19 protein-coding genes are annotated in these 15,603 nt (G+C 64.8%); 8 read left to right on the forward strand and 11 right to left on the reverse strand.

Going from position 1 to position 15,603, the window contains the following annotated elements; genetic code table 11:
- A partial coding sequence (locus tag MSIMFI_RS27895) for a hypothetical protein (RefSeq protein WP_396819547.1) occupies nt 1–331 on the forward strand: 331 nt, incomplete at its 5' end.
- Nucleotides 332–402: 71 nt separating this feature from the next.
- On the opposite strand, the gene MSIMFI_RS07155 is transcribed toward MSIMFI_RS27895, so the two are convergent.
- Entirely contained in the window at nt 403–1,230 is an 828-nt protein-coding gene (locus tag MSIMFI_RS07155; RefSeq protein ID WP_191496687.1) for a hypothetical protein, read from the reverse strand.
- A gap of 57 nt (nt 1,231–1,287) precedes the next feature.
- On the opposite strand from MSIMFI_RS07155, the gene MSIMFI_RS07160 reads away from it, so the two are divergent.
- The 5 genes from MSIMFI_RS07160 to MSIMFI_RS07180 all read left to right on the forward strand — a co-directional run bounded on the left by MSIMFI_RS07160 (nt 1,288) and on the right by MSIMFI_RS07180 (nt 4,557).
- Nucleotides 1,288–1,713: an MmcQ/YjbR family DNA-binding protein gene (locus tag MSIMFI_RS07160; RefSeq protein WP_186246039.1), complete on the forward strand. Its 426-nt coding sequence runs from the start codon at nt 1,288–1,290 to the stop codon at nt 1,711–1,713.
- A 109-nt stretch (nt 1,714–1,822) separates the two neighbouring features.
- On the forward strand, nt 1,823–2,050 hold the full coding sequence (locus MSIMFI_RS07165; protein ID WP_191496688.1) for a hypothetical protein: 228 nt from the start codon (nt 1,823–1,825) through the stop codon (nt 2,048–2,050).
- Between the two features lie 20 nt (nt 2,051–2,070).
- Nucleotides 2,071–2,226, forward strand: coding sequence for a DUF6131 family protein (locus tag MSIMFI_RS07170; RefSeq protein WP_169726378.1), 156 nt, complete (start codon nt 2,071–2,073; stop codon nt 2,224–2,226).
- Nucleotides 2,227–2,372: 146 nt separating this feature from the next.
- Entirely contained in the window at nt 2,373–3,077 is a 705-nt protein-coding gene (gene tcrX, locus MSIMFI_RS07175) for a two-component system response regulator TcrX (protein ID WP_186246038.1), read from the forward strand.
- Complete coding sequence (locus MSIMFI_RS07180) at nt 3,055–4,557, forward strand: sensor histidine kinase (protein ID WP_191496689.1); 1,503 nt, start codon at nt 3,055–3,057, stop codon at nt 4,555–4,557. Before tcrX ends, MSIMFI_RS07180 begins: the two co-directional genes overlap by 23 nt.
- Before the next feature lie 7 nt (nt 4,558–4,564).
- On the opposite strand, the gene MSIMFI_RS07185 is transcribed toward MSIMFI_RS07180, so the two are convergent.
- The gene (locus MSIMFI_RS07185; protein ID WP_186245275.1) at nt 4,565–5,047 is read right to left on the reverse strand and encodes a lipoprotein LpqH; all 483 of its coding nucleotides are present in this window, start codon (nt 5,045–5,047) and stop codon (nt 4,565–4,567) included.
- Nucleotides 5,048–5,235: 188 nt separating this feature from the next.
- Here MSIMFI_RS07185 and MSIMFI_RS07190 point away from each other — a divergent pair, with 188 nt between their 5' ends.
- Nucleotides 5,236–7,116: an alkyl/aryl-sulfatase gene (locus MSIMFI_RS07190; RefSeq protein ID WP_191498064.1), complete on the forward strand. Its 1,881-nt coding sequence runs from the start codon at nt 5,236–5,238 to the stop codon at nt 7,114–7,116.
- Nucleotides 7,117–7,209: 93 nt separating this feature from the next.
- On the opposite strand, the gene MSIMFI_RS07195 is transcribed toward MSIMFI_RS07190, so the two are convergent.
- From MSIMFI_RS07195 to MSIMFI_RS07235, 9 genes are all read right to left on the reverse strand, one after another.
- Complete coding sequence (locus tag MSIMFI_RS07195) at nt 7,210–8,340, reverse strand: sodium-dependent bicarbonate transport family permease (protein WP_191496690.1); 1,131 nt, start codon at nt 8,338–8,340, stop codon at nt 7,210–7,212.
- Nucleotides 8,341–8,380: 40 nt separating this feature from the next.
- Entirely contained in the window at nt 8,381–9,349 is a 969-nt protein-coding gene (locus MSIMFI_RS07200; protein ID WP_191496691.1) for an NADPH:quinone oxidoreductase family protein, read from the reverse strand.
- The gene (locus MSIMFI_RS07205; protein ID WP_191496692.1) at nt 9,349–9,969 is read right to left on the reverse strand and encodes a TetR/AcrR family transcriptional regulator; all 621 of its coding nucleotides are present in this window, start codon (nt 9,967–9,969) and stop codon (nt 9,349–9,351) included. Before MSIMFI_RS07205 ends, MSIMFI_RS07200 begins: the two co-directional genes overlap by 1 nt.
- Nucleotides 9,953–11,233, reverse strand: coding sequence for an acyl-CoA dehydrogenase family protein (locus MSIMFI_RS07210; RefSeq protein WP_191496693.1), 1,281 nt, complete (start codon nt 11,231–11,233; stop codon nt 9,953–9,955). Before MSIMFI_RS07210 ends, MSIMFI_RS07205 begins: the two co-directional genes overlap by 17 nt.
- A 16-nt stretch (nt 11,234–11,249) precedes the next feature.
- Nucleotides 11,250–12,014, reverse strand: coding sequence for an SDR family NAD(P)-dependent oxidoreductase (locus MSIMFI_RS07215; RefSeq protein ID WP_191496694.1), 765 nt, complete (start codon nt 12,012–12,014; stop codon nt 11,250–11,252).
- 1 nt (nt 12,015) lies between these two features.
- Nucleotides 12,016–13,026 carry a phosphotransferase family protein gene (locus MSIMFI_RS07220; protein ID WP_191496695.1) on the reverse strand — a complete coding sequence of 337 codons (1,011 nt, stop codon included), beginning with the start codon at nt 13,024–13,026 and terminating at the stop codon, nt 12,016–12,018.
- A 66-nt stretch (nt 13,027–13,092) separates the two neighbouring features.
- Nucleotides 13,093–13,794 (reverse strand): NAD(P)-dependent oxidoreductase, encoded by a 702-nt coding sequence (locus tag MSIMFI_RS07225; protein WP_191496696.1) that lies wholly within the window; start codon nt 13,792–13,794, stop codon nt 13,093–13,095.
- 12 nt (nt 13,795–13,806) lie between these two features.
- Complete coding sequence (locus tag MSIMFI_RS07230; protein WP_191496697.1) at nt 13,807–14,226, reverse strand: nitroreductase family deazaflavin-dependent oxidoreductase; 420 nt, start codon at nt 14,224–14,226, stop codon at nt 13,807–13,809.
- A gap of 18 nt (nt 14,227–14,244) precedes the next feature.
- Nucleotides 14,245–14,934, reverse strand: a complete 690-nt coding sequence (locus tag MSIMFI_RS07235; RefSeq protein ID WP_191496698.1) for a methyltransferase domain-containing protein — start codon at nt 14,932–14,934, stop codon at nt 14,245–14,247.
- A 61-nt stretch (nt 14,935–14,995) separates the two neighbouring features.
- On the opposite strand from MSIMFI_RS07235, the gene MSIMFI_RS07240 reads away from it, so the two are divergent.
- Entirely contained in the window at nt 14,996–15,598 is a 603-nt protein-coding gene (locus tag MSIMFI_RS07240; protein WP_449868423.1) for a TetR/AcrR family transcriptional regulator, read from the forward strand.
- Nucleotides 15,599–15,603 lie beyond the last annotated feature (5 nt).

Below are 15,603 nucleotides of genomic sequence, written 5' to 3' on the forward strand. Positions count from 1 at the left end.
CACCGCCTCAGTTGTGCAACAGACCCCGCCCCGCCCCCCCCGCGCCGCCAGCGCCGATCAGCCGAGCCGCTCCACCGCCGCCACCGCTTCCAGCGTCGCCACCCGCGTTGGCAACGGCGGAACCACCTACACCGCTGCCAACGCGGGTGGCGACGCTGGAAGCGGTGGCGGCGGTGGAGCGGCTCGGCTGATCGGCGCTGGCGGCGCGGGTGGTGCGGGAGGTAGCGGTGGGGCCGCGGCCGGGAGTCCTGCGGGGACCCCCGGAGCCGACGGGCTCAAAGGCGACGACGGCGCCGACGGGTGGTTGGGCAACCACGGCGCGGCGGGCTAGGCGTCTACGAAATTCGCACGGGGTAGGCAGCACGTCTGAGAAGGCATGGGAAGTAACCCTGCCAACAGTTTTCAACTCGACGACTGAATGCTGCCCACATCCTGCTTGATCGCGGCGATCGCGTCGACCGGGGTGAGGTTTTGGCCTTGACTGTTCTGCCCGAGTTGTGGCCAGCCGCCGCCGTTGGGTCCGCGTAGTTGGTCCCAGATCTCGCGGACCTTGGTCAGCAGTTCGGCTTGTTCCTCATCGGTGAGCGCCATCAACGGTCCTCCGTTCGTTGTGATGCCGCAGGCGGCGGCAAACTGTTGCGGTGTCAGCCCGTCGGCAGAGTTCATGTCGCATCGACCGAACGGTGGCGCGCCCTGCGGCAGATTCGGGCTGTAGCCCTGCCCGTCGGTGTACTGGTGCGCGACTTGGCCGGGAAGGTTCGGATTCGACCCGTAGCCGGCTCCTATGACCCGCAGGCCCGGTGGGCGCACCCGCCACATGTTGAAAAAGTCATAGGCGTTGGCGTATCCGATGATTCGCGCGGCAGATCCCGCGTAGTCGGCGAGGTTCCAGTAGAGCTGGTTGATCCAGTTGGACCCGTCACTCGGCGGGTTGCCGCCCGACTCGACATCGAGCATCAATGCCACGCGTTGGTGCAAGCCGCCTTCGGCGTCGATCATCGAACGCACGGTGTTGGCGTTAGCCTGCCAATTCGGGCGGACGTAGGTGTAGACGATTCCGAACGTCAACCGCCTGGTGTCCAACGCGGCACGCATCCACGCATAGTTGCGCGCGAAGTTGTGGTCCCGATAGGTGCCGTCGCAAACACGGATCGAGAGCACTCGGTAGGGGTATGAGTTATCCACTGGCACTTGGTATTCGGAGACGTCAGCGAACAAAGTGTCCGTCACTGCATCCAATCCCCCTTTGCCGCAATGCCTGGAAGGGTACTCGGTATTGTCGCCGCTATGGCTGATCGTAGGGCTGATCGACCCGCTCGGGTTGGCGACGTGCATCAGATTGCCGCGTCGATGCCGCACGTGAAGCGCCTCGAAGGGCCGAAGGGCAACAGCATCTATCAGGTCGGTGGCAAGTCGTTCGTGTTCTTCCGGACCCCTCAGCCAGACGCAGTCGATCCGGTGACCAGTGAACGCTACAACGACGTGATCATGCTGTGGGTGGAGTCGGAAGGCGACAAGCTGGCACTGACCCAAGATCCCGCGTCGCCTTTTTTCACCACCGCCCACTTCGACGGGCATCCTTCGGTGCTCGTGCGGGCCGGTCGGTTGGCGGAAATCAGCGTCACGGAATTGACCGAGCTCATTCAAGACGCATGGTTATCTCGCGCGTCGAAGCGGCGGGCAACGGCCTGGCTCGCAACGCAACATCTGTAACTGGGCTGTTTCGACGGCGGTGAATTACTCGCCTGCGCAGGTTTAGACATAGGTGCAACGGGTATCTGGCGAGCATACGGGAATTTTCTCGGACTCTACGGAGGTCACGATGCGCGGTCGCGGAATTCTCGGGGCGGTTGTGCTGGTGTGGATGCTCATCGGCGTTGTCGCTGCATGGCAGCGTGACTACTTCAAGGGTAGCGAAACCACTTGCGCGTCAGCGGGAACCGTTGCCGTCACGGTAATCGCCGGTCCGTTGAACTACTTCGGTGTCAACCCGAAAGTAAAGGATTGCCGTTTGCCGCAACCCAGCGCAATGCAAATTGTGCTTAACTGATCTATGTAAAGGAATTCGCCATGATTGTCGTCGGTGCGATCTTGCTAATCCTCGGATTTGTGTTTGGGATACATTTGTTGACCGTCCTGGGCGTCGTTTTGCTGGTGATTGGTGCGGTCATGTGGGCCCTGGGCGCTATTGGCCGCCCCGTCGCCGGCAGGCGATACTGGTACTAGGCATGAAGCGGGTACGGTCGCGTGACTGCTCAGCAGTCACGCGACCGTTTCACAGCTCGCGCATAGCAACGGCATAGCCTTGCCCTAGACGGCGGCGCATACTGGAATCCGTGACTGCCCCTCGAACCTCTGTTGAGCGGGTCGTGATGTGTCGTGCCGACGGCAAGCCGGTCAACGTCCTGGTCGTCGACGACGAACCCGTTCTCGCCGAGATGGTGTCTATGGCATTGCGCTACGAGGGCTGGAATATCGCCACTGCCGGTGATGGTTTGTCGGCCATCGCAGCGGCCCGCGCCGAGCGACCCGACGTAGTGGTACTCGACGTGATGTTGCCCGACATGAGCGGCCTCGACGTTCTGCACAAGTTGCGCAACGAGAATCCGGGCCTACCGGTGCTGCTGCTCACCGCCAAGGATGCGGTGGAAGATCGCATCGCCGGGTTGACCGCAGGGGGTGACGACTATGTCACCAAGCCGTTCAGCATCGAGGAGGTCGTGCTGCGGCTGCGGGCGCTGTTGCGGCGCACGGGCATCGCAACGGTCGACAGTGGCGCCCAACTCGTGGTCGGAGATCTGGTGTTGGACGAAGACAGTCACGAAGTGACGCGCGCCGGCGAACCGATCTCGCTAACCTCCACCGAGTTCGAACTACTGCGGTTCATGATGCGTAACTCCAAGCGCGTGCTGAGCAAGGCACAGATCCTGGACCGCGTGTGGAGCTACGACTTCGGCGGGCGGTCCAACATCGTCGAGCTGTACATCTCCTACCTGCGCAAGAAGATCGACAACGGTCGTGAACCCATGATCCATACGCTGCGCGGCGCGGGCTATGTCCTCAAGCCGGCCCGCTAGGGCGCCACGGGTCTGGTCGCTTCGACTCCGGCTCTTGGTCGGCCAAGTCGTCGTGCTCGTCATCGTCTGTGTCGGCATCATCGGGGCGACCGAACTGGCGCTGCACCACCCCCTGTTGGCACAGCTCGATAGTCAGCTTGCCGGCACCTCCTACCGCTCGGCGTTGATGTATCCCGAACGGCGACGCGATGCGCACATATTCGTCAGGCCGGGCCCCGGCCCGAAATTCCTCGATGCCCCGGGCCAGCCGGCCGGCATGGTCGGGGCTGTGGTGAATAAGGGCGAGACGGTTGACGCCGGCTATCTGACCAGCAGCGGTGCCCGGGCCGCGCTGACCCCAACCGCACAGGCTCAACTGGAACAGATCGCCGCCAGCCGCACCCCGATGACGTTGAACCTCGACGGGCTGGGCAGGTACCGCGTCGTGGCAGCGCCGAGCCGCAACGGGGGCGACGTCATTGTCACTGGCCTGTCGATGGCGAACGTTGACGCGACGATGTTCCGGATGCTGATTATCTTCGGGATCGTCACATTGATCGCGGTGGTTGCGGCGACCACCGCCGGAATTGTCATCATTAGGCGCGCGCTGGCGCCGCTCCGCCGCGTCGCGCAAACCGCCGGTGAGGTTGTCGACCTGCCGTTGGACCGGGGCGAGGTGCAACTGCCCGTGCGGGTGCCCGAACCCGATGCCAACCCCTACACCGAGGTGGGCCAACTTGGGTCTGCGGTCAACCGGATGCTCGACCACATTGCGGCCGCCTTGTCGACGCGGCAGGCCAGCGAGACCCGAGTGCGCCAGTTCGTCGCCGATGCCAGCCACGAGCTGCGTACCCCGCTCGCCGCGATCCGCGGCTACACCGAACTCACGCAGCGTATGGGTGACGACCCGGAGGCGGTGGCGCACGCGATGAGCCGGGTGGCATCCGAGACCGAGCGGATCACGCGTCTGGTCGAGGACCTGCTGCTGCTGGCTCGCCTGGACTCCGGCCGGCCGTTGGAACGCGAACCGGTGGACCTGTCCCGCCTGGCGGTTGACGCGGTCAGCGACGCGCACGTGGCAGGTCCGGATCACCAGTGGGAGCTCGACCTGCCCGCCGAACCGGTGGTGGTCCCCGGTGATGCGGCGCGGTTGCACCAGGTGGTGACCAACCTGCTTGCCAACGCGCGCATCCACACCGGCGCAGGCACCGTCGTGACGATGAGGCTGACCACCGAGCCGACGCACTCGGTGCTGCAGGTCATCGACAACGGCCCCGGCATTCCGAAAGCGATGCAGTCGGAGATATTCGAGCGGTTCGCGCGCGGCGACACGTCACGTTCTCGCAAAGGCGGCAGCACCGGGCTGGGTCTGGCGATCGTCTCCGCCGTGGTCAAGGCCCACAACGGGACGATCACGGTGAACAGCTCGCCCGGTCATACCGAGTTCGCGGTGCGGTTGCCAATCAACGGGTGGCACCCGCCCGCGCCAACGTCAACGTGAGGTCAGGTCAGGAACAGGTCACGTCGATTTCGAACGGCTTGTTCACCGGCGATGTTGGGTTAGCCATGTCAACGCCGGTAGCGGTCCCGGTGATCTTGTAGGAGTTGCCATTCTTGGTTGCCGAGGCGTTGCCCTGACCGGTGCCGGAGGTGTATCCGAGCGTTACTCCGTTGACGTTGCCCAGCCCAACAGACTTCACCTCGGGGGGGTTGGCGTCGCTTAGCACGGCGGCAATGCCTGTCGCTGCACCACCGATCGCGATGTTGAGGTTGCCGGCCGCTGTTGTGCACACGACGGAGCCGCTGACGTTCTGGTCCTTGCCGTCAATGATGACCTTGGTCCCTGAGGCACCGCCTCCTCCGCCCGGCGCCGATGTGCCCGCAGTCGTGGTGCCGCCACCGCCCGTACTCGACTTGTTGCTCGAACAACCGGAAAGACCCGCAGCCAAGATTGCTGCCGCGGCTACCGTGACCGTTAGTCCACGCTTCACCTGTGCTCCTTTGCCTGTTGTAGCGGTCCATCGGCATGAGGACCGTCCGCAGTATGCGGGTTAACTGGACCGGAGGTCTAGGTGCGGCGAAGAATTATTTTCCGGTTCGTCGGGTCTTTCGACGTCGTCGTGCCGGCTAGCCGGACCTATTGGGAGCTTTCGAAGGCCGCCGTGGTAATGGCAATGTATTGCCGATGGACCACAAACCTCCTACGGCGATAATCGAGTCGGCACATCGCGAACACTCGCTACCGCTGCATGACACAACGGATTTCGACGACGCCGATCGCGGATTTATTGCGGCCCTGTCCCCGTGCGTCATTAAGGCCGCCGACGGCCGCGTGGTGTGGGACAACGACGCATATGCATTTCTCAGCGGACCCGCGCCGACATCGGTGCATCCAAGCCTGTGGCGGCAGTCGACGCTGGCGGCCAAACAGGGCCTGTATGAAGTGGTGCCGGGCATTTATCAGGTCCGCGGATTCGACATTTCCAATATCAGCTTCGTCGAGGGCGACACCGGAATCATCGTCATCGACCCATTGGTGTCCACCGAGGTGGCGGCGGCGGCGCTGGCCTTGTATCGCACTCACCGCGAAGGTGATCGTCCCGTCGTCGCCGTGATCTACACCCACAGCCACGTCGATCACTTCGGTGGCGTGCTGGGCGTTACCACCCAGGCAGACGTCGACGCCGGAAAGGTTGCAGTCCTGGCGCCGCAGGGCTTTACCGCCCATGCGATCCAGGAGAATGTCTACGCGGGTCCGGCTATGACGCGCCGCGCGACATACATGTATGGCACCCTGTTGGCGCGCGGACCGCTGGAGCAGGTGGGCTGCGGCCTAGGCCAGACCCCGTCGACTGGCGAGGTGGCGATGATTGTCCCCACCGTCGACATCCGGACAACCGGGGAGACCCACACCATCGACGGTGTGGAGATCGAGTTCCAGATGGCGCCGGGCACTGAGGCTCCCGCCGAAATGCACTTCTATTTCCCGCAATTCCGCGCGCTATGCATGGCCGAGAATGCCACCCACAACCTGCACAACCTGCTGACCCTGCGTGGCGCGTTGGTGCGTGACCCGCGTGCCTGGTCGGGTTATCTCACCGAAGCGATCGACACGTTCGCCGATCGCAGCGATGTGGTGTTCGCTTCCCACCACTGGCCGACCTGGGGGAGAGTGCGGATCGTCGAATTCCTTTCGTTGCAACGAGATCTGTACGCGTACCTGCATGACCAGACGCTGCGGCTGCTCAACCAGGGTTATACCGGCGTCGAAATCGCCGAAATGTTCCAGATGCCACCGGCGTTGGAGCAGGCCTGGCATACCCGCGGCTACTATGGGTCGGTCAACCACAATGTCAAGGCGGTCTACCAGCGCTATATGGGATGGTTCGACGGCAACCCGGCTCGGCTGTGGCCGCATCCCCCGGAAGCGCTCGCCCCCCGCTATGTCGAGGCCCTCGGCGGAATCGACCGAGTGGTCGAACTCGCGCGGGCGGCCTTCGGTTCCGGCGACTTCCGCTGGGCGGCCACGCTGCTCGACCACGCGATCTTCACCGACAGCGACCACGCGGCGGCTCGCGGGCTGTATGCCGACACATTGGAGCAGCTGGCATACGGTGCCGAAAACGCAACGTGGCGCAACTTCTTCATGACTGGCGCCGCTGAATTGCGCGTCGGCAACGTGGGCACCGCGACTCAAGCAACCTCACCAACTTTGCTCTCCCAGCTGACGCCGGAGCAGATCTTCGACAGCATTGCCATTCGGGTCAACGGCCCGCGCAGCTGGGACCTCGATCTCGCCATCGACATCACGTTCGCTGACTTGGCTACCAACTATCGGCTCACGCTGCGCAACGGGGTGTTGATTCACCGCAAGATTGCCGCTGACCCGGCCACCGCGAAGGTTACGGTCAAGCTGGACAGTAAGTTTCGGCTTCTGATGGCCGCGGGCGGTGACTTCACCTCGCCCGGGCTGGAACTGTCTGGTGACGCCACGGCCTTGGCGTCGATGCTGGGTGCACTCGATGAAGCGAACCCGGACTTCAACATCGTCACACCTTAGTACCGCGAGTACCGCGAGAGTACCGCGAGCAGACGCAAAATCACCCTGGAACGCGCGTTCCAAGGCGATTTTGCGTCTGCTCGCGGTACCTACTCAACCAAAGAGCCGGGCGATCTCGATGTAGACCGGGATCCCGATGGTGACGTTGTAGGAAAACGTCAGGCCCAATGATGCGGCCAACGGCAGCGTAGGGCTCGCCTCGGGAATCGCAAGCCGCTGCACCGCCGGGACGGCGATGTAGGACGCCGCGGCGCACAGTATTGCGAACAGGGCGTATGTGCCAGGCTTGAAATGCGTGTCGCTGATCAGCGCATAGGCGTGCGCGACGGCGATCCCCAGTGTCGCGAAGAGATTCGGCGCCAACACGCCAAAGACGATAAAGCCGCGGCCTGCAGACCTGAGGTCGCGCAACTTGCGTGCGGCCGTCATTCCCATGTCGAGCAGGAACAAGCACAACGCGCCATGGAATGCCGACACAAAAAACGCGTCATCGTCGCGAACCACCTGAGTGCCTTGCAGTCCACTGATCACGCCAATAACGACGCCGCCGATAAGCAGTGCAAGCCCAGGGTTTAGGAACACTTCGCCCAAGAGCTGTCGGGACACTCCCCGCGGCCTGCCACGACGCTGGCGGGTTGGTCGCGCGTCATACGCCCGCTGCGCCGCCGCGCCGGGCCCCGCCCCGACCGGTTCGGTGTACCCAGGCTCGTCGGGCATCACTCCCGCTGCGTCCATCCCCTGGCGGCGGAGGCGGCCCACCAGGTACAGCGCCAGGAGGCAGCCCGGAATCTCCATGACGGCCAACAGGACCGGCATGTAGGCGTCATAGGCCATCCCGATGCTAGTGAGGACGCCCATCAGGGTCGCAAAGCTGCCCGCTCCATCCGACGCGTAATAGCCCGCGACTGTGGCCTTGTCGACGCGCCGCATGGTCGTCATGTAGTTGAGCAGGAAGTAGGCGATCATGCCGTTGGCAAAGTTCCATACGAAACCCAGGACGACGAATCCGGCGATGTTGTCGATCTGCCACGGATCGATATGGGCCAGTGCCTCGCCTCCGCGCCAGCCGATGGCCACCAGTAAGTACATGGTCAGGCCCTGGTAGATGACGTACGGAATCTCGAACCGGACTTTCAGGACTGCCAGCAGGAACCCAAGGTAGAAGAACAGCAACAGCGGCTTGAAGAGGTTGTGGGCGAAGTTCTGCCAGAATTCGTGCAGCATCGACCCTCTCCTTGGACTTTGAGGGAGAGTACCTGCGACGTCAGGGCACGTCGATGACGACTTTCCCGAGCACTTTGCGCTCGGCCACATGCCGTAACGCCGCCGGGGTTTCGGCCAACGGGAATCGCGCGCCGATGTAGGGCCGGACCTGCCCTGCGGTGAACATCTGCGCCAACTCGGCTACGTCGCGGGTGGCCTCGTCGGGGTAGTCGCCCATGAAGGTGCGGATCTCCATGCCGCGGATGGTGACGTCCTTGAGCAGAACGAGATTGAGCGGGATTGCCGGGATGGTGCCCGTTGCGTAGCCGAGGGTGATGAACGTTCCACCGCGGGCGAGACCGCGCAGCGCCGGCTCCGAATAAGATCCGCCGACGGGGTCGATGACAACCCGGGCGCTGTCGCCGGTGAGCTCGCGGATGCGGGTCTTCAGGTCCTCGCAGTCGTAGTCGACGGTGGCCGCCGCGCCGCGCCGCGTGCAGAGGTCGAGCTTTTCCGGGCCGGAGGCCGCCGCCAGCACCCGCGCCTTCATGGCCACCGCTAGATCGACGGTGGCCAGACCGACACCGCCGGCGGCGCCGAGGACCACCACCCATTGCCCTTCTGCGACTTGGGCAGTCGAGCGCAGCGCGTGATACGCGGTGCGGTACGTGACGCCGAATGCCGCTGCCGACGCGAAGTCGGCGTCGTCGGGCACGAGCATCGCCTGGCCCGCATCGAGCAGCGCCCGCTCCGCGAACGCTCCGAAGGTGGTCCCGGATACCCGCTGCCCAGGCCTAAGTGCCGTGCCGTCACCGGCACTCAGCACTTCGCCGGCGATCTCATTACCCGGTATGAACGGCGGCGGAATCCGAACCTGGTACTTGCCGGCGATAAACAGCACGTCGGGGAAGTTGACGGCGGCCGCGCGCACCCGGACCAGCACCTGGCCCGGACCCGGGACGGGTTCGGGAACGTCGTCGAGCACCAGCTCCTCGGGCGGACCATAGGTGCGGCAGACGATCGCGCGCATCAACCGACCCCGAGAGCGCGCAGACAGAACCGCACCACATGCTCGATGTCGGCCGGGCTGGGCTGCTCCGACGAACCCACATACCGGCGCATGGTCGCCACCGTGCAACCGAAGACCGCCTCGACGTCGCGACCGACATCGGTGCTGCCCAACTCGGTGATCGGGTCGATCAGCAGATCACGCAGCGGTCGCATCATTTCCTGGTCGGCGGCACGCCAATTGGCGCTTGCCGACATCTGCCCGGCGGCTGCCCGGCTCATGCTGATCAAATGCGGATCGGCGACTTGGGCAAGGGTGCCCTCGACCCAGCGCGCGACTTTTACCTCCGGCTTGGATTCCTTGGCGATCTGATGCTGAAGGTAGGACACGACAATGGCCACTCCGCGCTCCATGACGGCCAGGATGAGATCGTCCTTGCCGGCGAAATACCGGTAGAACGCCTTGTTCGACGAGCCGGCCTCGGCGACGATGTCACTGACTCGGGGGGGCTCGGGTGCCACCCGCTCCATCACCCGTACCGCCGCTGCCAAGATGCGTTCCACCTCCTCGGTGGCCTCGCGTTGGCGGTCATCGAGCGCTCGCTCGACGGCCGCGGTGACTCTACTAGTCAACGAGCTCACCGTATTTGGCGCGGGCCGCGTGTCGCCGGATATCCAGCATTTCACCGGGCCACTCCGTGTCCTCGGCTTCATAATCCTTGAGCAGCATCCGGGCCAGGTTGACCTTGTGCGCCTCGGTGGGCCCGTCGGCCAGGCCGAGCGCGATGCCGCCGAGCAGCACATTTACCAGGGGCAGCTGGTCGGTGAGCCCGAGCGCGCCGTGCACCTGGATTGCCCGCAGCGCAATGGATTTGAGCACTTGTGATGCGAGTATCTTGCAGGCAGCAAGCTCAGTGCGGGCGGCGCGTTCTCCGGCTGTTTCGGTCAGCCAGGCGGCGTGCAGCACCGCCAGCCGAAACGGCATGAGCTCGGTGTAGGAGTCGGCGACAAATTCCTGCACCAGCTGTTTGTCTGCCAGCGAGCTGCCCTGTGTGAAACGGCTTTTCGCGCGGTGCGACATCATCTCGACCGCTCGCTGCGCTAGTCCGATCGACCGCATCGCATGATGCAGCCGACCGCCGGCTAGTCGGGTCTGCAGGATCAAGAACCCCTGGCCTGGCTCGCCGAGCAGCGCGTCCGGGCCCACCCGTACCTCGTCGTAGCGCACCAGGGAATGTCCCGGCTCGTGCGGCAGGGCACCGACCAAGTGATAGTTGGCTTCGACGGTCAACCCTTCGGTGCCGGCCGGAATCAAAAACGTGGAGGCGCCGCGATGGACGGGCACGTCGGGATCGGTGATGGCGACGACGATAAAGAACGAGGCGACAGATGCATTGGAGGAGAAGAACTTTCGACCGGTGATCACCCAATCATCGCCATCGCGGACGGCGCGAGTCTTAAAGACCCGCGGGTCGGCGCCGCCTTGGGGCTCGGTCATCGAGAAGCAGGAGAAGATCTCGCCGGACAGCAGTCCGGCCAGATAGCGGTCCTTCTGGTCCTGGGTACCGAAACGAGCAAGGATCTCGGCATTGCCCGTGTCGGGTGCCTGTGTTCCGAACACGATCGGCGCCCATGGACTGCGGCCCAGGATCTCGTTGATCAGCGTCAGCTTGACTGCACCGAAGCCTTGCCCGCCTAATTCGGGGCCCAAATGCGGTGCCCACAAGCCCTGGTCGCGAACCTGTTGTTTGAGCGGATCGACGATCCGGCGGCGCTCGTCATTCAGCGGCAAAAACTCGCAACCCGGGAACAGCACCTCCAGCGGTTCCACCTCTTCGCGAACGAACTCGCGGATCCAGTCGAGCTTCTTCTCGAATTCCGGTTCTATGGAGAATTCAATCGCCATCGGATGCTCCTGTCTCTTAGGGGATGCCGCCGTCGGCCCGCACGATCGAGCCCGTGGTGAAACTGGATGCGTCGGAAGCCAAAAATAGTGCCGCGCCGACGATTTCGGGCGGGTTGCCGGGTCGTTGCAGCGACAGATGGGCGAACCTGTTGGTTTCGTCCTGGTCGAGATTCCAGGCCTTGCTGACGTCGGTCAAGAACGGTCCAGCCATTAACGTGTTGACCCGCACGGCCGGGCCGAACGCCTGCGCCAGCCCTTCCGTCATGGCGTTGAGCCCGGCCTTGGCGGCGGCGTAGGGCACGATGCCGCCGTTGGGACGCAGCGACCCACTGGAACTCACGTTGATGATCGAGCCGCGGCCCGCCGCGACCATCCGCTCGCCGACCAGGGCCGCCAATCGGAAGGGGCCCTTGAGGTTGAGGTTGACCACCGCGTCAAACAGCTTCTCGGTGACGTCGGTCAGCTTGTCGTAGATCGGTTGCATGCCGGCATTGTTGATGAGCGTGTCGACCTTGCCGAAGCGGTCGTAGGTCGCCTCGACCAGGCCGTCGAGCTGGTTCCAGTGTCCCACGTGCACCTGGTAAGGCATTGCCGTGCGCCCGGTCTCGGCCTCGATCTCCTCGGCGGTGGCCACGCAGTTATCCATCTTGCGGCTGGCGATCACCACATCGGCGCCGCACAGCGCCGCGGCGAACGCCATCTCGCGGCCCAGGCCGCGGCTGCCGCCCGTGATCAGCACCACCTGATCAGTGAGGTCGAAAAGTCGGTCCGCATAACCCATTTCAGTGGACCTTAGCCAGCTCGGCCGCGGTGGCGATCAGTTGCGGGATCATCGCCCCAAAGGTCTCGCTGATCTTGGGATCGACTTTTCCGGGATTTCGCACCCCGGCGGCGTAGGTCTTCTCCAGCACGATGCCGAGCTTCCAGTTGGCCAATACCAAGTAGTAGTCGATGTTTTCGGTGGACAGCCCGCTGACCTTCTCATAGTGCTCAAGCAGTTCGCTGCGCGTAGGCATCCCGCGCAGGTCCAGATAGAACCCGTCGGCGCGCGGCTGCTCGCCGTCATAGCCCAGTAGCGCCCACGCCAGATCCAGCAGCGGATCGCCCACCGTGGTCATCTCCCAGTCCACGATCGCGGCCAGCCGGGCCGGCTTCCCGTGCGCGAACATCACATTGGCAAACTGGTAGTCGCCGTGCATGATGCCCGGGGTGTAATGCGCGGGCCGGTTGCGGCGCAGCCAGTCGGCGGCTTCCTCCAGCCCGGGTAGATGGCGCACCCGGTAGGCGTCCAGAAACTTCAGCCAGCGATCGACCTGCCGTTCGTGAAAGCCGTCCGGACGACCGAACCCCTCGAGGCCCTGGGCGCGCCAGTCCACCCGTCCCAGTCGCGCGGCACCCTCGACGAGTTGGAACGCCAGCCCACGCCGAGCCCGCAGGTCGGTGTCGAACGGCGCTTGCCACCCGTCGTCCATCGGGCTCCACCCGTCGATCGCCCGCATCACGTAGAACGGCATGCCGAGTACCGCGCCGGTCTCGTCGGCCGCGATCAGCTCCGCATGGGGCACGTCGGTGCCCGACAAGGCGCGCACCAGCCGGATCTCGCGCAGTAGCCCGTCGATGCGAGCCGCGTCGGCACGCGGCCCGGGCATCCGCAGCACCATGCGCAGGTCGCCTCGCCGGATCAGATACAGGGTGTTCTGCGAGCCCCCACTGAGCTGCTCGAGCACCGGTTCCGCACCGTTACCGGGAGCACCTTCGGTGTCGAGCCATCGCCCAAGAACAACCGTGTCCATCGCCTGCACACCTCGCTCTCCATCCGGAGAATAGCATTCTCCGCCGCCGGGCCGTCCTCGACTTCGCTACCGCTGCGCGGATCCGAATGATTGCCGCAACATCGTCCGCCAGAAAACCGGCGCGTGTTCGGTCGTCGAGATGACGACGGTCTTGCCGTACGCCGACTGGTCGCCGGCGAGGGCGAGCAGGTAGTCGGCCAGGTCAATTCGCGCGGTGAACACGCCCACCGGCTCCATCTCCCCGGCGAGGTAGCGGGTGCGCTCCGGGAGGTCGAACAGTATCGACGGCCGCACGATCGTCCAGTCGAGGTCGCTGCCGCGCACGACGCCTTCCATCGCGCGGGTGTCGGCGTAGACCGACCTACCGAACGTGCGCGTGAGGATGGGCTCGGACAGCCGCAACGACCACGGGCGATCGCGCCGACCGGGATAGTGGTAGGCGCCAGTGGAACTCGTCACCACAAGCCGGCGCACCCCAACGTGGCGCATCGCGGCGACGATGTTGCCGACGGCGACGGAGTACGTGTCGACGCGCCGCCAGGTGAACGGCACGCCCAGTGTCGAGAGGACGGCGTCGGCGCCGTCGACGACTCCCGTGACGGCCGATTGGTCGCGGGCATCGGCCTCGGCGATCGTCAGCCGAGTATCGGTGAACGGGAAATCGCTCGGCCGGCGGGTCGCCACCACGGCCGTGTGGCCCGCGTCGAGCACCAGTCGGGTGAGCAACTGGCCCGTTGCCCCGTTCGCGCCGAACAGTGCCAACCTCATGTCACTTGGCTGCTACAGCGCCTGAAGTTCGAACATGGGGATGACGCGGTCGGTCTTGGTCTGGTACCCGGCGAACCCGGGAGCTTCCTTCACCACGTGGTCGAAGGCGGCGTCGCGTTCGGCGCGCGGCAGCTCACGGCTCTCGACATCGTAGGAGTCGGTGCCGATTTCGATGTGTGCCCGCGGGTGGGCGCGCAGGTTGTGCACCCACGCCGGATCCACGTCGGCGCCGGCGTAGGATCCGACGACCATCAGCTTGCCGTCGATGCGGAAGCTCATCACCGGATTGACGCGCTCTTTGCCGGATTTCGCGCCGGTGGTGTGCAGCAACAATAACGTGGCGTCCTTGAAGGGTCCGCCGACCTTGCCACCGTTGGCGCGGAACTCCGCGATGATCTGCGGGTTCATCGGCACTTCGGGGCGATCGGCCATGTTCTTATCCTCCGTGGGTCATCGCTCGGGCTGATGAGCGCTGAGTAGAAATCCAGGCATCACAAAGTGGCCGTCGTCGTCGCGTTCGACGTTCGCAAACGGCGCCTCGGCAAGGTCCAGAGCGCTGGCGTTGCCGTAAAGCTTGGCGGGGCGAACCTCGTCAACCGCCCACAGCGTCGAGACCGCCTCGTGCAGTTCGGTTTCGGTCAAGCCACGGGGTCCGGGCCGGTCCCCGGCGCCCTCGTCGCCGAATGCCCCCGCGGCAAACGCCAAGATGTAGAGCGCCGCTCCCGGCGCGGCCGCCCGAGCGATCGAGTGCAGGTAATCCTGGCGTTTCTCGGCTGGCAGCGAATGCAAGCACCCGCTGTCCAGGATGCTGGCGAACCGGCCTTCGGAACCGGGTGGGTAGTCGCGAAACGAGGTGACGTCGGCCCGCGCGAAGGTCGCCGTCGACAGTCCTCGCTCGGCGGCCGCAGCGGTGGCGGCCGCCACCGCGGTCGCGCTGGCGTCCAAGCCGACCACCGTGTAGCCGCGAGCGGCGAGGGCCAGCGACAACGCCGCGTGGCCGCAGCCGGCGTCCAGGACGTCGCTGCGGACCTTGCCGTGATCGATCAAAGCGGCCAACTCGGGCTGCGGCCTTCCGATGCTCCACGGCGGTGGTGCCTCTTGTCGATAGGCGCTGTCCCAATCCATGTACGGCCGTGTCATGCTTCGATAATTGCAAATTTCTCAACGCTTGTCTATATTTGCTGGTAGATGGGAGGGCGCGGTGAGTGCAGAGCCGGTGCTTCAGGCGGCTGGATCCGGCGAGGGCGGCGAGCGCAAGGGCCAGCGCACTCGGCGCCGGATCCTGGACGCCGCGCGCGGCGTGTTCGCCGAAGTTGGCTACGAGCGCGCCACCATCCGGGGTATCGCGGCCGCGGCCGGGGTGGACAAGTCGTCGATCATGCAGTACTTCGGCAGCAAGCAGGACCTGTTCCGGGAGGCCGTCCATTGGACCATTCCGGTCGCCGAGGCGATCGGCGACAATCCGGGTCAAACCGCCGAAAACCTGGCCCGCGGGATGCTGGCCGCCTGGGCAGCGGACCCCAACAGCCCCATGGCTGTGCTGCTGCGCGCGAGCATGACCAGCGACGACGCCGCCGAAATCCTGCGCAGTCACATCAGTTCGCACGCCGTCACCGCGATCGCCGAAACAATTGACGCACCCGACGCGCGCCTGCGTGCCGCGCTCGCCGGAGCGATGCTGATGGGCATCGCCAGCCAGCGCTACCTGCTTCGGATGCCGGATCTTCGCGACGTCGACAGCGAGGAAATCCTTCGGCTCATCGCCCCGGCACTGCATGCGTTGATGAATCCACACGTGGAATAGCGGAG

This window comes from Mycobacterium simulans, assembly GCF_900232995.1.
Classification (GTDB): Bacteria; Actinomycetota; Actinomycetes; order Mycobacteriales; family Mycobacteriaceae; genus Mycobacterium; species Mycobacterium simulans.

Coding starts and splice junctions, on each gene's coding strand:
- MSIMFI_RS07160 (WP_186246039.1), top strand. CDS start 1,288: ATGGCTGATCGTAGGGCTGATCGACCCGCTCGGGTTGGCGACGTGCAT.
- MSIMFI_RS07165 (WP_191496688.1), top strand. CDS start 1,823: ATGCGCGGTCGCGGAATTCTCGGGGCGGTTGTGCTGGTGTGGATGCTC.
- MSIMFI_RS07170 (WP_169726378.1), top strand. CDS start 2,071: ATGATTGTCGTCGGTGCGATCTTGCTAATCCTCGGATTTGTGTTTGGG.
- tcrX (WP_186246038.1), top strand. CDS start 2,373: ATGTGTCGTGCCGACGGCAAGCCGGTCAACGTCCTGGTCGTCGACGAC.
- MSIMFI_RS07180 (WP_191496689.1), top strand. CDS start 3,055: ATGTCCTCAAGCCGGCCCGCTAGGGCGCCACGGGTCTGGTCGCTTCGA.
- MSIMFI_RS07195 (WP_191496690.1), bottom strand. CDS start 8,340: ATGCTGCACGAATTCTGGCAGAACTTCGCCCACAACCTCTTCAAGCCG.
- MSIMFI_RS07200 (WP_191496691.1), bottom strand. CDS start 9,349: ATGCGCGCGATCGTCTGCCGCACCTATGGTCCGCCCGAGGAGCTGGTG.
- MSIMFI_RS07210 (WP_191496693.1), bottom strand. CDS start 11,233: ATGGCGATTGAATTCTCCATAGAACCGGAATTCGAGAAGAAGCTCGAC.
- MSIMFI_RS07215 (WP_191496694.1), bottom strand. CDS start 12,014: ATGGGTTATGCGGACCGACTTTTCGACCTCACTGATCAGGTGGTGCTG.
- MSIMFI_RS07220 (WP_191496695.1), bottom strand. CDS start 13,026: ATGGACACGGTTGTTCTTGGGCGATGGCTCGACACCGAAGGTGCTCCC.
- MSIMFI_RS07225 (WP_191496696.1), bottom strand. CDS start 13,794: ATGAGGTTGGCACTGTTCGGCGCGAACGGGGCAACGGGCCAGTTGCTC.
- MSIMFI_RS07230 (WP_191496697.1), bottom strand. CDS start 14,226: ATGGCCGATCGCCCCGAAGTGCCGATGAACCCGCAGATCATCGCGGAG.
- MSIMFI_RS07235 (WP_191496698.1), bottom strand. CDS start 14,934: ATGACACGGCCGTACATGGATTGGGACAGCGCCTATCGACAAGAGGCA.